At 63.3% G+C, this 15,548-nt stretch carries 17 protein-coding genes and 1 other RNA gene; 12 read left to right on the top strand and 6 right to left on the bottom strand.

The window, feature by feature from the left end:
- Window positions 1-129: 129 nt before the first annotated feature.
- Window positions 130-624: a VOC family protein gene (locus HBA54_RS08215; RefSeq protein ID WP_167223309.1), complete on the top strand. Its 495-nt coding sequence runs from the start codon at window positions 130-132 to the stop codon at window positions 622-624.
- A gap of 48 nt (window positions 625-672) precedes the next feature.
- A complete protein-coding gene (locus HBA54_RS08210; RefSeq protein ID WP_167223307.1) occupies window positions 673-1,170 on the top strand; it encodes a VOC family protein in 498 nt (165 codons plus the stop codon).
- A 1-nt stretch (window position 1,171) separates the two neighbouring features.
- Here HBA54_RS08210 and HBA54_RS08205 read toward each other — a convergent pair whose 3' ends face one another.
- Window positions 1,172-1,813: an alpha/beta fold hydrolase gene (locus HBA54_RS08205; protein WP_167223305.1), complete on the bottom strand. Its 642-nt coding sequence runs from the start codon at window positions 1,811-1,813 to the stop codon at window positions 1,172-1,174.
- 201 nt (window positions 1,814-2,014) lie between these two features.
- Between HBA54_RS08205 and HBA54_RS08200 the strand changes: the two genes are divergently transcribed.
- Window positions 2,015-2,221: a hypothetical protein gene (locus HBA54_RS08200; RefSeq protein WP_167223303.1), complete on the top strand. Its 207-nt coding sequence runs from the start codon at window positions 2,015-2,017 to the stop codon at window positions 2,219-2,221.
- 33 nt (window positions 2,222-2,254) lie between these two features.
- Here HBA54_RS08200 and HBA54_RS08195 read toward each other — a convergent pair whose 3' ends face one another.
- Complete coding sequence (locus HBA54_RS08195; RefSeq protein WP_437126175.1) at window positions 2,255-2,827, bottom strand: SspB family protein; 573 nt, start codon at window positions 2,825-2,827, stop codon at window positions 2,255-2,257.
- Between the two features lie 116 nt (window positions 2,828-2,943).
- Window positions 2,944-3,318: a transfer-messenger RNA gene (gene ssrA / locus HBA54_RS08190) on the bottom strand.
- A gap of 190 nt (window positions 3,319-3,508) precedes the next feature.
- Here ssrA and HBA54_RS08185 point away from each other — a divergent pair.
- The 3 genes from HBA54_RS08185 (at window position 3,509) to HBA54_RS08175 (ending at window position 5,364) form a co-directional block, all read left to right on the top strand.
- Window positions 3,509-4,303, top strand: coding sequence for a thymidylate synthase (locus tag HBA54_RS08185; protein WP_167223301.1), 795 nt, complete (start codon window positions 3,509-3,511; stop codon window positions 4,301-4,303).
- Window positions 4,304-4,321: 18 nt separating this feature from the next.
- Window positions 4,322-4,852 (top strand): dihydrofolate reductase, encoded by a 531-nt coding sequence (locus tag HBA54_RS08180; RefSeq protein WP_205944495.1) that lies wholly within the window; start codon window positions 4,322-4,324, stop codon window positions 4,850-4,852.
- 92 nt (window positions 4,853-4,944) lie between these two features.
- Window positions 4,945-5,364 carry an SRPBCC family protein gene (locus tag HBA54_RS08175; protein WP_167223297.1) on the top strand — a complete coding sequence of 140 codons (420 nt, stop codon included), beginning with the start codon at window positions 4,945-4,947 and terminating at the stop codon, window positions 5,362-5,364.
- A 57-nt stretch (window positions 5,365-5,421) separates the two neighbouring features.
- Here HBA54_RS08175 and HBA54_RS08170 read toward each other — a convergent pair whose 3' ends face one another.
- Together HBA54_RS08170 and apbC are read right to left on the bottom strand one after the other, a co-directional pair.
- On the bottom strand, window positions 5,422-5,901 hold the full coding sequence (locus HBA54_RS08170) for a YHS domain-containing (seleno)protein (RefSeq protein ID WP_167223295.1): 480 nt from the start codon (window positions 5,899-5,901) through the stop codon (window positions 5,422-5,424).
- A 138-nt stretch (window positions 5,902-6,039) separates the two neighbouring features.
- Entirely contained in the window at window positions 6,040-7,176 is a 1,137-nt protein-coding gene (gene apbC / locus HBA54_RS08165; protein ID WP_167223293.1) for an iron-sulfur cluster carrier protein ApbC, read from the bottom strand.
- Between the two features lie 195 nt (window positions 7,177-7,371).
- Here apbC and hflK point away from each other — a divergent pair, with 195 nt between their 5' ends.
- From hflK to HBA54_RS08145, 4 genes are all read left to right on the top strand, one after another.
- Window positions 7,372-8,523, top strand: coding sequence for an FtsH protease activity modulator HflK (gene hflK, locus HBA54_RS08160; RefSeq protein WP_167223291.1), 1,152 nt, complete (start codon window positions 7,372-7,374; stop codon window positions 8,521-8,523).
- Window positions 8,524-8,534: 11 nt separating this feature from the next.
- On the top strand, window positions 8,535-9,413 hold the full coding sequence (gene hflC, locus HBA54_RS08155; protein ID WP_167223289.1) for a protease modulator HflC: 879 nt from the start codon (window positions 8,535-8,537) through the stop codon (window positions 9,411-9,413).
- Window positions 9,414-9,515: 102 nt separating this feature from the next.
- Complete coding sequence (locus tag HBA54_RS08150; RefSeq protein ID WP_167223287.1) at window positions 9,516-9,701, top strand: DUF2065 domain-containing protein; 186 nt, start codon at window positions 9,516-9,518, stop codon at window positions 9,699-9,701.
- A gap of 307 nt (window positions 9,702-10,008) precedes the next feature.
- The gene (locus tag HBA54_RS08145) at window positions 10,009-11,511 is read left to right on the top strand and encodes a DegQ family serine endoprotease (protein WP_322095993.1); all 1,503 of its coding nucleotides are present in this window, start codon (window positions 10,009-10,011) and stop codon (window positions 11,509-11,511) included.
- A gap of 58 nt (window positions 11,512-11,569) precedes the next feature.
- Here HBA54_RS08145 and serB read toward each other — a convergent pair whose 3' ends face one another.
- Window positions 11,570-12,490, bottom strand: coding sequence for a phosphoserine phosphatase SerB (gene serB / locus HBA54_RS08140; RefSeq protein WP_167223283.1), 921 nt, complete (start codon window positions 12,488-12,490; stop codon window positions 11,570-11,572).
- A 52-nt stretch (window positions 12,491-12,542) separates the two neighbouring features.
- Between serB and miaA the strand changes: the two genes are divergently transcribed.
- Together miaA and HBA54_RS08130 are read left to right on the top strand one after the other, a co-directional pair.
- Window positions 12,543-13,517 carry a tRNA (adenosine(37)-N6)-dimethylallyltransferase MiaA gene (miaA, locus tag HBA54_RS08135; protein WP_167223281.1) on the top strand — a complete coding sequence of 325 codons (975 nt, stop codon included), beginning with the start codon at window positions 12,543-12,545 and terminating at the stop codon, window positions 13,515-13,517.
- 185 nt (window positions 13,518-13,702) lie between these two features.
- The gene (locus tag HBA54_RS08130) at window positions 13,703-15,484 is read left to right on the top strand and encodes an acetolactate synthase 3 large subunit (protein ID WP_167223279.1); all 1,782 of its coding nucleotides are present in this window, start codon (window positions 13,703-13,705) and stop codon (window positions 15,482-15,484) included.
- Window positions 15,485-15,548 lie beyond the last annotated feature (64 nt).

The following is a 15,548-nucleotide window of genomic DNA, read 5'->3' as shown; positions in this document are numbered from 1 at the left end:
TCCTGACAGGCAAGATAACAAAAGCATGCTGACAGCATGTTGTCAGGAGGGATTTGCTACACCTTGGCGTAGAGAACAAAACCCGAAAACAGCCTGACCGAAACCCCCCGATTACGGAGACCCGCCGCCATGCGGATGAGCAGCCTGCATCCCATCGTCACCACCGAGCGTTTTGCCGAGACCAAGACCTTCTACAGGGCGCTTCAGTTTACCTATGCCTTTGAAGGGGAATGGTATTTTCACCTGATCTGGCCCGGTAACCCGGCTTTGCAACTGGCCTTCATGCGGCCGGAGCAGCCCGATCAGCATCCTCTGTTTCAGACCCGTTTCTCCGGCAAGGGCCTGTTCCTGGGTCTTGAGATCGCGGATGTCGATGCCGTGCATGACGATCTGCTGCGCCGCGGCTTTGAGATCGAGGTGGGCCTGAGGGACGAACCCTGGGGTCAGCGCCATTTCGCCATCCAGGACCCGAACGGGATCGTGCTGGATTTCTATGCCCTGACCGAACCGACGGCAGCCTATGCCGATCAATACGCCGATCAGTCCGGGGACAGCGGCAAGGGGCAGCGGACCGGGACCCGGGAGACGGCCCGCCTGGCGCTGATCGAACCGGCGCTGGGCTGAACGGCAACGCCTTGAGTGACAAGAACGACAAGAGAGAGAACGACCGATATGCCTACTGATACCCTGCAAGCCGATACCCTGCCCGCTTCAACCACCGCCGCCGCCTCGGGTACCACGACCGTCCTGGGCACCATGAACCATGTTGGCATCACGGTAAGCGATCTGGCTGATTCGACGGATCGTTTCTACGGCCCGTTGCTGCGCTTTCTCGGCTATGAGCCGATTGTGGAGGAGGCGGAAATGTCGGTCTGGCTTTGCGCCGCCGGTTGCGCGGTCAATCTCTGGCAGGCGAAACCCCAGCACGCCGGCCGAAGGCCGGAGCGCTACGCGCCGGGTTTCCACCACTTCGCCTTCAACGCCGACAGCCGCCAAACCGTGGACCGCTGTTACAGCTATCTGCGCGACCTGGGGGTCGAGATTCTCGACCCGCCGGCCGACTACGACTATGAGCCCGGCTACTATGCCCTGTTTTTCGCCGATCCCGACGGCATGAAGTTCGAACTGGTGCACCTGCCGCCCCAGGCCAGTGCCTCTGTCGTGGCGTGATCTATTCGTTGGTGAGGTTCTGCAGGAAGCTATCCAGGGCGGCGAGGGCTTCCTGCCAGTTCTGCGCCTGGCTGCGGCCGCTGGCCTTGCGGGGCTTCAGGTCGTGATCGCCGTCTTCGGCCCAATGAAGGCGGATGTTCGGGGAAAGATCGTAGCCGGCGACCTCCGTCTGATTGCCCAGCGTGTCGCGGGTGCCCTGCAGGATGAGGGTCGGGGTCGCGAGATCCGCCAGGTGTTCGGTACGCAGGCGCTCCGGCCTGCCGGCGGGGTGGAAGGGATACCCCAGGCAGGCGAGGCCCTTCACAGCGGTCTCCGCCGCGATCAGGCTGGCCATGCGCCCGCCCATGGATTTCCCGCCGATCACCAGTTTTTCAGGCCCCATGGCCTCGATCACCTGCCGCCAGGATTCGAGCAGGGCCGGCATGCGGTCCGGCGGACGCTTCCTGCCGTCCTCACGGCGCCTGGCCATGTAAGGAAATTCGAAACGCATCACCCGCCAGCCCCGCGCTGCCAGGCCTTCGGCGAAGAATGTCATGAAGGGGGTGTCCATGGGGGCCCCGGCGCCATGGGCAAAGACGAAGGTCAGGGCCGCTGATGCCGGACCATCGGTCAGAAAGTCAGGCAATCGGGTATTCTCACTCATAGCTCGCGGCCCTTTTTCGGCACTTTCCACTCAGCCGGACAATCTGCCAGGCGTTGAATTTGCGGATACTAACGCTCTCTTAACCAAGCGCCGCGATGATAAGGGGGCATCGAAGTTTTGTCCGCCTCCTCCTCCCCTTGACCCGTCCTGCCGGCGTCGTCAGGTGGAATAAGATCAGGGCAGAACCTAAAGGAGCAGCCCATGGACGACATTCGCCATCGCGACCTCAGCCAGATTCCGGAGGACGAGATGAGTCTGGAAGAACGCCGGGAACTGAAGCGGCGTTTTGAGGAGTTCGTCGGCCTGATGCGCCGCTCGTCCTCGCCCGACAAGCCGGGCGTGAAACCGCCGGAAAAAAAGGTCCAGCGTTGGGATCCGGCCAGCATGGGCAAGCGCCGTTCGTCTTAACCGGCGCACAACCTCAGCGCGCCGCGCGAAAACCTATTTCTTTCTGAAAGCATCCAGGGTGACGACCTTCTCGGCACTCTCGGCCGCGTCACTCTTCTCGCCATCCTCGCTTGGGGATGGCGGCGTCCCGGATTCCGTATTTCCGGCCAGTCTTGGCGGTTCCGCAAGGCCGGCCTGGGCGCCTTCCGGCAGGGCCGCGGGATCGCCGGTCTCAGAGGGCGATTTGCTGCCGTCGAGGGATTCCACATCGAACTGCAGGCCGAAGCGCACGGAAGGGTCGGCAAAAGCGGTGACGGAATCGAAAGGGACCACCAGACGATGCGGCACGTCGGCAAAGCTGAGGGTCACGGCGAACTGCTTCTCGGAGATCTCGAGGCCCCAGAACTGGTGCTGCAGGACGATCGTCATCTCGCCGGGGTAGCGCTCTTTCAGCGCCTTGGGAATATCAACCCCGGCATGCTCGGTGCGGAAGGTAATATAGAAATGATGGTTGCCGGGTAATCCCTGTTCCGACACGTAAACCAGTGCCCGCCGCACAACGCTGCGCAGGGCATCTTCCACCATGCGATCGTATCGCAGTTCCTCTTTCGCCATAACCTCCACCACGCTCTTGCGCTCCCTGCACGCAGACCCCTGCCGATTGCCGCTCTTTTGTCCTTTACGGCCATCGGCCGTTGGAAGCTTGGGCACGGGCGGGGCGTTTCCGTTATCGTTTACGCCCCGGTGGGGCGCTTCTGTTGCCAGGTGCGCCCCGAACCCCGCCTAAGCTTGTGAAAGCCCAGGACTTAATTTGGCTAACCTGACTGCATTAAGCAGCGAGGCGTGCCTCACCGTAGTTGTCATTCGCAACTAGAGTATGGCCCGATAACGGCGGTACCATGCCGGGAACCAAACCCATCTTTACCACGCACGTCGATCCTATTTCGCCCCCATAAACCGCCGTCAGGCACCGATCTGTTCGGTGAAACGGCCAGAAATGGTGGAGGCGCCGGGTACTGCCCCCGGGTCCGTTGCGCTTATTTCACGAGCCTGTTTAGCGCCATAGCCGGCGAACCGGCATATTCAATATAGGCCCTTTCTCAGGCCGTTGAAAGGACTCCTGGCCAAGTTGGCGGGCTCCCTTTTCTCTCCATTAACCCTATGGTCCCGCGCTTAGCACTGCCCAGATCTGGGCAAAAAGGCTAGAATTGCCGAAGGCGATTCGGCTCCGCCGCGGCACCGGGGCCCTGGCTGGCGGTTGTCGCGACTGAAATCGACCGGAACTCAAATCAACAGAAAAGGCCTGCCGTGAAGCAATACCTCGATCTGCTGCGTCTGTTGCGCGAAACGGGCAGCTATAAGGGCGACCGCACCGGGACCGGCACGCAGAGCCTCTTCGGCCATCAGATGCGGTTCGATCTGGCCGACGGCTTCCCCATGCTGACCACCAAGAAGCTGCACCTGAAGTCGATTGTTCATGAGCTTTTGTGGTTTCTTCAGGGTGACACCAACATCGCCTATCTGAAGGCCAACGGGGTGCGCATCTGGGATGAATGGGCCGACGAGAACGGTGACCTTGGGCCTGTTTACGGCGCGCAGTGGCGGTCCTGGCCGACGCCGGACGGCCGCCATATCGACCAGATCAGCCAGGTCCTGGAGCAACTGAAAACCAATCCCAATTCCCGCCGCCTGGTGGTTTCCGCCTGGAACGTGGCGGAGATCGACCGCATGGCGCTGCCGCCCTGCCACTGCCTGTTCCAGTTCTATGTGGCCGAGGGACGGCTTTCCTGCCAGCTCTACCAGCGCAGTGCCGATGTCTTTCTCGGCGTGCCGTTCAACATCGCCTCCTATGCGCTGCTCACCATGATGATGGCGCAGGCCAGCGGCCTGGAGCCGGGCGACTTCGTGCACACCCTGGGCGATGCGCACCTCTATGTGAACCATCAGCAGCAGGCCGACCTCCAGCTGCAGCGCAGCCCCCTGACTTTGCCGGGCATGAAGATCAACCCGGATGTCCGCGATCTCTTTGCCTTTCGTTTCGAGGATTTCGAACTGCTGAACTACGCGGCCCATCCGCATATCTCGGCGCCGGTGGCGGTGTGACGCGATTGTTTGGTGCCGATGTCTGAGATTCCTCTGGCCTTGATTCTGGCCCGCGGCGAAAACGGCGTCATCGGCCGCGAAGGGGGACTGCCCTGGCATCTCTCCGGCGACCTGAAGTTTTTCAAGGCCCAGACCCTCGGCAAGCCCGTCGTCATGGGCCGCAAGACCTTTCAGTCCATCGGCCGGCCCCTGCCGGGAAGACCCAATCTGGTGATCAGCCGCGACCCGGCCTTTCGGCCCGAGGGAGCGGAGGTGTTCCCCGATCTGGCCGCCGCGCTGGCCCGCGCGCGCGACCTGGCGGCGGAAATGCCGGCGGAGGGGCCGCGCCGTGAAATCATGATCATCGGCGGTGGCCAGATCTATGCCATGACCCTGCCGCTTGCCGAGCGCCTCTATCTGACCGAGGTTCATGCCGCGCCTGACGGAGACACCTTTTTCCCGGATCTCGATCCGGCGGAATGGCGGGAGCTTGAGCGCGAGCGGCAGGCCTCACCGGGCGAGGGCCAGCCGGCCTTCAGCTTCGTCATTCTGGAACGGCGCGGCGGCTGAGCGGCGGCCCCACACGCTGGATGGTTCAAACCGTCTTCAAAACGCTCTAAGGTAAAGCCTCCACCATCAAATGAAGGGGAGGCGTTGCAATCATGCCAAAGGTGAGCTCCACCACGGATCTTCCGGTTCCGGCCCAGGCGGTCTGGTCGATGATCGGCAACTTCAACGGCCTGCCGGACTGGCACCCGGCGGTGCAGAAGAGCGAGAGCAAGCAGGAAGGCGACACCACGGTACGGACCCTCTCGTTGATGGGCGGTGGCACCATCGAGGAAAAGCTCGAACAGGTCGACGACAAGGAAAGGCTCTATACCTATTCGATCCTGTCCAGCCCCCTGCCGGTCGCCAACTACACAGCCACCCTGCGGGTGCGTGAATCGGACAGCGGCGGCTGCACCGTCGTCTGGTCGAGCGAGTTCGAGGCTTCCGGCGCGACGGAGAACATCGCCGTCGAGCAGATCAGCCAGATTTACGAGGCCGGCTTCGAAAACCTGAAGCGCATGTTCGGCGGCTGAGCTGGGGACTTCCGGCCCCGCAGTGCCGGGCAGTCGGTCCTCTGTATCTTACTGGAATCAGCCGCCGGTTTTGATATCCGGCCAGTTGCTGTCGGCTTTGACGATGTTGCCCGGAATGTCGCGTTCCCAGCGGCGCTGAACCGATTTCGAATAGTTCAGATAGAGTTTGCCGTCTTCGATGCGCCAGGCTTCGGGGTCGATGGAGGCGGTATAGCCTTGCGACACGGCCCAGGCGCAGTAGCCGCCGTACTGCGGGGCGTAGCGCTCGGGATCGGCTGCGAAGGCATCGCGATTGGCGGCCGAGGCGAACTGCCAGAGCGCGCCGTCGTGGCGATGGGTGAACAGCGGCTTGCCTTCGACCGGCGTACCTTCGGTAAAATAGGCGACGGGATCGAAACCGCGGATCGCCAACCCGCCTTTGGTGAAGACCGGGTCAATCGCCCAGGCCGGGCGCGCGGAAATAAGCGCTGCCGCCGTCAGGCCGGCTGCCATCACCAAGCCGCCGAAGCCTCGGCGGGACACAGCTTTTTGCACCATCGTCTTTCCCCTTTCTTACAGGCCGGCCCCTTTTGCGGGCTTGTCTGATGACCGAGAGAATGGTGGCGTCGTGGCTCTGCGGCAATTCAACGGCATGTCACATTTCTGCGAGTCCGGGCGGGGTGTAGAGGCCTTGGCCTACTGCATGACGATCTTGGGAGCCTGGCGGGCGCCGCCGGCCTCGATCTGCAGCGCGACCTTGTCCCAGACCCGCTGGGCAATGGCGCAGTATGCCTGGGCAAGCGGCGCATCGGGGTTGGACACCACGATCGGCCGGCCCTCGTCCGAGGTTTCGCGGATTTCGATATCCAGCGGCACCTCGCCGAGGAATTCCATTCCCAGCTTCTCCGCCTCGCGCTTGGCGCCGCCGTGGCTGAAGATATGGGATTCATGACCGCAGTTCGGGCAGATGAACATGCTCATGTTTTCGACGATGCCGAGCACCGGCACGTCGACCTTGCGGAACATGTTGAGGCCTTTGCGCGCATCCAGCAGCGCAATGTCCTGCGGCGTGGAGACGATTACCGCGCCGGTCAGCGGCACCTGCTGGGCCATGGTCAGCTGCGCATCGCCGGTGCCCGGCGGCATATCGACCACCAGGATATCCAGTTCCCCCCAGTCGACGTCGCGCAGCATCTGCTGCAAGGCGCTCTGCACCATCGGCCCGCGCCAGATCATCGGCGTGTCCTCGGCCACCAGGAAGCCCATGGACATGCACTTGATGCCGTAGTTCTCCATCGGGTTGAGGATCTTGCCGTCCGGTGACGTGGGGCGGCCGCTGATGCCGAGCATGCGCGGCTGCGATGGGCCGTAGATATCGGCGTCGAGCACCCCGACCTTCAGGCCGAGCCGCGCCAGGCCCATTGCCAGGTTTGTCGTGGTGGTGGACTTGCCGACACCGCCCTTGCCGCTGGCCACCGCGACGATGGAGCGCACCCCCGGGACCATGGCCCGTTGTTCCCCGCCTGCCTGCTGTTGGGGGGGGGGCTGATTTTGCGGCGCCTGCTGCGCGGCGCCGGCGCCCGATTTTTCGGCGGTCAGTACGGCGGTGACCGAGGTTACGCCAGGAAGGTCGTGGACGGCTTTTTCGGCCGCTTTGCGCAGCGGCTCCATCGCGGCGCCCTCCTTGGGGTCGACCTCGATGGCGAAACCAATGTTGCCGTCTTTGACGATCAGGCCGGAAATCATGCCCAGGGTGACGATGTCCTGTTTCTTCTTGGGCTCGATAATACCCTGTAGGGCAGCGAGAATGCTGGCCTCCGTTACTCCACTCATCCTTGAAAACTCCCCAAACGGGCCGATATGCAGGCAGGACGATCCTGCCAGACTCGTCTAGAACATTGGCCCAAGCGTGATATAAGTCCGGCGCGCGGCGATTGCAGCCTCGAATCCGAGCGCTTCGGCGCAGTTTAGTCAATTCGGCAGGATAGCCAATTGGGGCGTTTAATTCAGGCAACGGGATAATGTGTTATGCCTTGGGAAAATAAAGGTGGCGGCGGCGGCCCATGGGGCAGCGGCGGCGGTGGTGGGTCTGGCGGATCCGGTGGATCCGGGGGCGGGGGCCCCTGGGGCGGCGGCGGCTCCGGCGGTGGACAGCGTCCCCCCGACATCGAAGAATTCATAAAAAAAGGCCAGGATCGGGTCCGCAGCATTATCCCGGGCGGCGGCCTCGGCAAATCTGTTTACATCCTCATCGCCCTGGGCCTGGTGGCTATCTGGCTGTTCACCGGCTTCTACCGCGTGCAGACCAACGAACAGGGCGTGGTGCTGCGTTTCGGCCAGTGGACCGAGACAACCCAGCCCGGACTGAACTGGCATCTGCCCTGGCCGGTCGAATCGGTCGAAACGCCCAGCGTGACCAGCGTTCGCCAGATCGACGTCGGTTTCAGGGCGGCAGGCAACGAGCGCGCCCGCACCGCGCGGCGCGATGTCGAAGAAGAAAGCCTGATGCTGACCGGCGATCAGAACATTATCGATATCGACTTTTCGGTGCAGTGGAAGATTGCCGATGCCGGCCAGTATCTGTTCAACATTCGCGAACCCGAGGCGACCGTGAAGATCGCAGCGGAAAGCGCGATGCGTGAGATCATCGGGCGCACCGACATTCAGCCGGCGCTGACCGAAGCGCGCGGTACGGTGGAGGCGGAAACCCGCAGCCTGCTGCAGGCAACCCTCAATGAGTACGAAGCCGGGATCGAGATTACCGAGCTTGTCCTGCAGGACGTTCAGCCGCCCAGTGCGGTGATCGATGCCTTCAACGACGTGCTGCGCGCCCAGCAGGACCGCGATCGGCTGCGTAACGAAGCCGATAAATATCGCAACGACGTCCTGCCGCGTGCCCGTGGTGATGCCCAGCGTGTCGTCCAGGGGGCCGAGGCCTACAAAGAGCAGCTCAAGAACGAAGCCGAGGGTGAAGCGGAACGCTTCCTGTCGGTTTTCAGGGCCTATCAGCAAAACCCGGACGTAACCCGGCGGCGCATGTACCTGGAAACCATGCAGGGCGTGTTGAGCGACACCGACAAGGTGATCATGGAGAGCGGGCCGCAGGGCTCCGGCGCCATTCCTTACCTTCCCCTGAATGAACTGCGCGGTCGGGCCACGACGCCCGGCAGCGGCGGCTGAGGAGCACTGACATGGGAAAATTTACCGGCCCGATCATCGGTATCGTCCTCATTATCCTCGGCATGGTCGCCTATGGTTCCCTGTTCACGGTCGATGAGCGTCAGCAAGCGATCGTAATGCAGTTCGGTGAGCCCAAGCGGGTAATCCCCGAGCCGGGCTTGGCATGGAAGATGCCGCTTATCCAGAACGTGCAGTACTACGAAAATCGCGTTCTGAACCTCGACCCGCCGGCGGAAAACATCCTGCTGTCGGATCAGAAGCGGCTGATCGTCGACGCCTTCGCGCGTTACAAGATCACCGACCCGCTCCTCTTCTTCCAGACCGTGCGCACCGAGAACGTGGCGCGTCAGCGTCTTGGCGGCATCATCAACGGTCGTCTGCGCCAGGTGCTGGGTAATGAGACCCTGACCGCGGTTCTCTCCGACGAACGTATCCGTATCCTGGCGAGCATTCGCGAAAACGTCGATCGGGAGACCCAGCGCTTCGGCATTGCCCTGGTCGACGTGCGTATTCGCCGGGCGGACCTGCCGGACGAGACCCGCGAATCGGTCTACGACCGGATGCGTTCCGAACGTGAGCGTGAAGCGGCCGAGTTCCGGGCGCAGGGTTTCGAGCAGTCCCAGCGCATCACTTCTGCCGCTGACCGTGAAGCCACGGTTATCGCCGCCGAGGCCACGCGGGAGTCGGAGATTCTACGTGGTCAGGGCGAAGGGCTTCGCACGGAGATCCTGAACGGTGCCTATGGTCAGGACCCGGATTTCTTCAACTTCTACCGCTCGATGCAGGCCTATACCCAGGCGCTGGACAGCACGAGCACCTTCATGGTGCTGTCGCCGGACAGCGAGTTCTTCAGCTTCTTCAACCAGACAGTGAACCCCAATCTTCCTTGATTGTGGCAATCCGGTGATTGAAGGACTGCGAGACGTGAAAAGGGGGCCGGCCATTGCGCCGGCCCTTCTTTCTTATGACCGGGGATTGGTTTTCGCGGCGATATGACCGATTTCCTGACTGCACTGGCCCTGGTCCTGGTCATAGAGGGCGTGTTTCTGGCCGCATTTCCCCATCGGCTGCGCCAGATCCTCCAGATGCTGGAGGAGATGACGCCGGAGCGCCTGCGTTTGGGCGGCCTCTGTGCCGCCGCGCTGGGGGTGTTCTGCGTATGGCTGCTGCGCGGCTGATCCGGACGATGGGAAGCCTGAAGAGGGCTGCTTTCCGCACAAACCTCTGGGTATGTCTGGGCCCGCCATAAATTCGCCCACTTCGTATCCCAGGCTTCCGGTGCTACACTTTTTGTTGAGAGGGCCTACAAACGGTGGGGGAAAAGGTCCAAATTGGCAGACTAGGGGGTATGGTCAGGGCTGCAGGCGGCTGGCAATCTTCACCCCCTGCGGCTTCGGCCGGTGAAGCCTGGCCGGACCTCTGACCTTCTCGGTCCGGTTCCGGCGACTTATGGAGCAGAGCTCCAAGCGAGGGAGAAGACCTAAAGTGACGCGAAATTCCACAACGCGACGGCGCAAGGCGGTAGCTCTTGCGGCAGAACAGTCGGCCACCGCGCGGCGCTGGCTGATTGGTGCGGCGCTTCTGCTTTGCACTTTCACCATGCTGGCCTGGTCGGCGGCCGTTCAGGCGCGTTCGGCGCCGGACTCCTTCGCCGACATGGTGGAGGGCCTGCTGCCGGCGGTGGTGAATATCCAGACCCGGCAAACCATCGAAGGCGGCCAGGCCGAGCAGTTCGAGGAGTTCTTCAAAGAGTTCTTCGAGCGGCGCGGCGAGGGTGGCGAGCCGCCGCCCCAACAGCAGCAGCGGCGCGGCTCTTCCCTCGGCTCCGGCTTTGTGATCGATCCGGGCGGCCTCATCGTTACCAATCACCACGTCATTGCGGATGCCGACGAGGTCGAAGTTGTGCTCGCCGACGGCACCAAGCTGGAAGCCACCGTGGTGGGCAGCGACAAGGATACCGACCTGGCCCTGTTGAAGGTGGAGACCGACAGCCCCCTGCCGTCCACCGAATGGGGTGACTCAGACGAAACCCGCATCGGCGATTGGGTGGTTGCCATCGGCAATCCCTTCGGCCTCGGCGGCACGGTGACGGCGGGTATCGTTTCGGCACGCCAGCGGGACATCAATGCCGGGCGCTATGACAACTTCCTGCAGACCGATGCGGCCATCAACAAGGGCAACTCCGGCGGTCCGATGTTCAATCTCGACGGACAGGTGATCGGCGTGAACACGGCGATCTTCTCTCCGTCAGGCGGCTCTGTGGGGATCGGCTTTGCCACCCCGTCGTCGATGGCGAAGAACATTATCGCCCAACTGCGCGATTCCGGTGAGGTTCGGCGCGGCTGGCTGGGTGTGCGCATCCAGAATGTGACTGACGAACTGGCCGAGGGCCTGCGTCTCGAACGGCCGCGCGGCGCCCTGGTTGCGGCGGTCACCGAGGGTGGCCCGGCCGAAGTCGCCGGCATCAGGCAGGGCGACGTGATCCTTGAGTTCAACGGCCGCGAAGTGACCGAGATGCGCCGGCTGCCGGCCATGGTTGCCGAGACCGCGGTCGATGCGACGGTGGATGTGACGATCTGGCGGCGATCCAAGGAAGAGAAGGTCAAGGTGAAGATCGGCGAGTTGGAAGCCGATCAGGTCGCCACGGCCCCGGCGGATCAGACGCCGGAGGCGGTTTCGCCGAGCGATATGGAATCCCTCGGTCTGGCGCTCGGCAAGATCACGCCGGAACTGCGGGTCCGTTTCGAGCTGGACGAAAACACCAAGGGTGTTGTCATTACCGAGGTCGAAGAAGGCGGCTCCGGCGCTGAAAAGGGTCTGCGTCCTGGCGATGTGATCGTCGAGGTGGATCAGGAAGAAGTGCAGTCCCCGGCCGAGGTGGTCGAGAAGGTGGAAAAAGCCAAGTCCGAGGGGTACCGCGTGGTGACCTTGCTGGTGTTCCGCCAGGGCGATTTCCAATGGGTCGCGGTGCGGATCGACCAAAGCTAAGCGACATGTCTGATTGAAAGACGGCGGCGTGCTTTTGCGCGCCGCCGTTTTTTTTGCTTCAAGCGTTGCCTGCCGCCGCTTCGTCTTCGCGGAACTCGGTGCGGTGGTAGCCCTGCATGTAAAGCAGGGCGGTGAGATCGCCGTGATCGATCCGGACCCGCGCCGCGGCCCTGACCTTGGGTTTGCCGTAGTAGGCGACACCCAGTCCGGCCGCCCCCAGCATCGCCAGATCGTTGGCGCCGTCGCCCACTGCCAAAGTTTCCTGCAGGGTCAGCCCCAGGCTCTTCGTCAGTTCCTCCAGCGCCATCAGCTTTGCGGCGCGGCCGAGGATGGGATCCAGCACCCGGCCGGTGAGCTGCCCGCCTTCGATCTCAAGTTGGTTGGCGCGGTCCTCGCTGAAGCCGCAGGCGATGCGAACTTTCCTGGTGAAGCAGGTAAAACCCCCGGATACCAGCGCACAGTAAGCACCGGCGGCGTGCATGGTGGCGACCAGCGTTTTGGCGCCCGGGTTCAGGGTCATCTTTTCCGCGGCCGCATTGAGGGTCTCTTCGCTCGTACCCGTCAGCAGGCCGACCCGCTCGCGCAGCGCCGCTTCGAAATCCAGTTCGCCCGCCATGGCCAGGGCGGTGATCTCTTCGACCTGCTCGCCGATTCCGGCGCCGGCGGCAAGCTCGTCCAGCATTTCTTCGGCGATGATGGTCGATTCCATATCGGCTACCAACAGACGCTTACGCCGGCCGACGGCCGGTTGGATGACCAGATCCAGCGGCGCCGGGCCCAGGGTGTCGCGCACCAGCGCCTGGGTGATCGTCGGCTCGCCGCCATTGAAGGGAATGTCGCAGGCGATGCCTTCGGCCAGCCAGTCCGCTTCACCGACCGTGCAGCGGCTTTCGGTGACGGCGCCACGCACGGCTTCGATCAAGGCCGCATTCAACGGCCTTGAGCCCGGGTCCCCGATCACGGTAAGCACATAGTCCATCGGCGGCTTATACAGAGGCCGCGCCCTATTCTGCAAGGCGCGCTGACGGGTTATGACTGACACGCCTGATGCCAATGACCGCCGGACGGTGGTGATGATCGCCGGCCCGACAGCTTCCGGTAAGTCCGCTTTGGCGGTGGCGCTGGCGCAGAGGCTCGGCGGCGTTGTCATCAACGCCGATTCCATGCAGGTCTATCGGGAGCTCTCTGTCCTGACCGCCCGCCCGGGCGCGGCGGACCTGGCGGCGGCGCCGCACCGTCTCTACGGCGTCCTGAGTGGCGAATCGGCCTGTTCGGTCGGGCGGTGGCGCGATTTGGCCATGAGCGAGGTGAATGAGGCCCTGGCCGGCGATCACCTGCCGATCCTGACCGGCGGGACCGGTCTTTACCTGCGCGGTTTCGAACAGGGGCTGAACGCGGTGCCGGAGATCCCGGCGGAGATTCGCGCCGCGACCAGGGTGGAACTGGCGCGGGCCGGACCTGCGGCGCTGCATGAAAAGCTTGCCGTCAGGGATCCGCTCATGGCGGCACGCCTCGCGCCGAACGACGGTCAGCGCCTGGCCCGCGCCTGGGAGGTGCTGACCGCCACCGGGCGTTCCCTGGCCGATTGGCAGGCGGAGCGCGCGGTTCCCGCCCCTTTTCGCTTCGTAAAGCTCTGCCTGCTGCCGCCCCGCGAGCTGCTCTATGCCGGCTGCGACCGGCGCTTGGCGGCGATGCTCGATAACGGGGCGCTGACCGAAGTCGAAAGCCTGCTGACCCTGGGGCTCGATCCCGGCCTGCCGGTCATGAAGGCCCTGGGGGTTCCGGAATTTGCCGCCCATCTGGCCGGCGAAAGCGACCTTGAAAGCGCCCTGGCCCAGGCCCGCCAGGCCACCCGGCGCTATGCCAAGCGCCAGATGACCTGGTTTCGCCATCAGTATGTGGGTAATGATCCGAATGTCATGGTCATCGAGGCGCAATATTCAGAAAGTCTAATGCCAGAAATTTTTTCAAAAATTCGCCAAATCCTGTTGACCAAGCCCGGGTAAGGGGATAGGGTCGCGCTCCGTCGGCCCTGAAAACGGGCTGAACTGCGGCCTTTTGGCCGCTGATGATGAGATCGTGGCCGGTTCTGCCGGCCTATTTTGTGACCGATGGCGATTTGCCGGGGCGCCGCGAGGCGCCGGCGGGGCAGTCGGGGCAGGGCCGAGAGGGGCCGGAGGAGAAGGCAGCGATGGCTGGAAACAAGGAAAGCGGTGCGCGGACGATGAACGGGGCCGAGATGCTGATCAAGGCCCTGAAGGACCAGGGTGTCGATGTCATTTTCGGCTATCCCGGCGGCGCCGTCCTGCCGATCTACGATGCGCTTTTCCAGCAGAACGAGATCCAGCACATCCTGGTGCGCCAGGAAGGCGGCGCGGTTCATGCGGCCGAGGGCTATGCCCGTTCGACCGGCAAGGTCGGCGTGGTGCTGGTGACTTCCGGGCCCGGTGCGACCAACGCGGTGACCGGCCTGACCGATGCCCTGATGGATTCCATTCCCGTGGTCTGCCTGACCGGCCAGGTGCCGACCCATCTGATCGGCAACGACGCCTTTCAGGAGGCCGATACGACCGGGATCACTCGGCCCTGCACCAAGCACAATTATCTGGTGAAGGATGTCGAGGACCTGCCGCGGACCCTGCACGAGGCCTTTTACGTGGCGCAGAACGGGCGGCCCGGTCCGGTGGTCATCGACCTGCCCAAGGACGTGATGCAGGCGAAGAGCGATTGCTACATCCCGCCGGAAGAGGTGAAGCACCGCAGCTACCGCCCGCAGGTGAAGGCGGAAGAAGACAAGATCGCCGAGGCCGTGGCGATGATCGCCCAGGCCAAGCGGCCGATCGTCTATGCCGGCGGTGGGGTGATCAACGCCGGGCCCAAGGCTTCGGAGCTGCTGACCCGCTTCGTGCGTCTGCTGGGTGTGCCCTGTACCAACACCCTGATGGGCCTGGGCGCCTATCCCGGCAGCGATCCGCTGTTCCTCGGCATGCTGGGGATGCACGGCACCTACGAGGCCAATCTGGCCATGTACAACTGCGATGTGATGATCAACATCGGCGCGCGCTTCGACGACCGGGTGACCGGGCGCCTCGACGAGTTCTCGCCCAACTCCAAGAAGATTCACGTCGACATCGACGCCAGCTCGATCAACAAGAACGTCATGGTCGACCTGCCCATCGTCGGTGATGCGGCCTCGGTGCTGGAAGACCTGCTGGCGGCCTGGAAGGCCAAGGAATTGCAGCTCGACCAGAAGGCCCTGAAGGCCTGGTGGGCGCAGATCGAGGAGTGGCGCGCCCGCGACTGCCTGAAGTTCGAGCAGAAGGGCCAGATCATCAAGCCGCAGCACGCGATCAAGCGGCTTTATGAGCTGACCAAGGATCGCGCGCCCTACATCACGACCGAGGTCGGCCAGCATCAGATGTGGGCGGCCCAGTACTTCAAGTTCGAGGAGCCGAACCACTGGATGACCTCCGGCGGGCTGGGCACCATGGGCTACGGCATGCCCGCCGCCCTGGGCGTGCAGCGGGCCCATCCCGATGCGCTGGTCATCGACGTCGCCGGGGAGGCCTCGATCCTGATGAACATCCAGGAACTGTCCTGCATCGCGCAGTACGATCTGCCGGTGAAGGTCTTCATCGTGAACAATCAGTGGATGGGCATGGTGCGCCAGTGGCAGGAGCTGCTGCACGGCGGACGCTATTCGGAAAGCTACTCGGCCTCTCTGCCGGACTTCGTGAAGCTGGCCGAGTCCTTCCACGCGGTGGGCATCCGTTGCGAGAAAGCCGACGACCTGGACGACAAGATCATGGAGATGATCGAGACGCCCAAGCCGGTGATCTTCGACTGCCTGGTGGCCCAGGACGAGAACTGTTTCCCGATGATCCCCTCGGGCGCGGCGCACTATGAGATGCTGCTGGGCCCGGATGACAAGGCCGCCAAGCCGATTTCCGAGGAAGGCATGGTGCTCGTATAAGGACCGGCCAAGTTCCGCGGAACTTAGCCGTAGCGCCCGCAACCGGCACCGCACCACCTTTTTT

Source organism: Pelagibius litoralis, assembly GCF_011683915.1.
GTDB classification, from domain to species: domain Bacteria; phylum Pseudomonadota; class Alphaproteobacteria; order Kiloniellales; family Kiloniellaceae; genus Pelagibius; species Pelagibius litoralis.
This window is presented reverse-complemented; position numbering and strand designations above follow the sequence as displayed.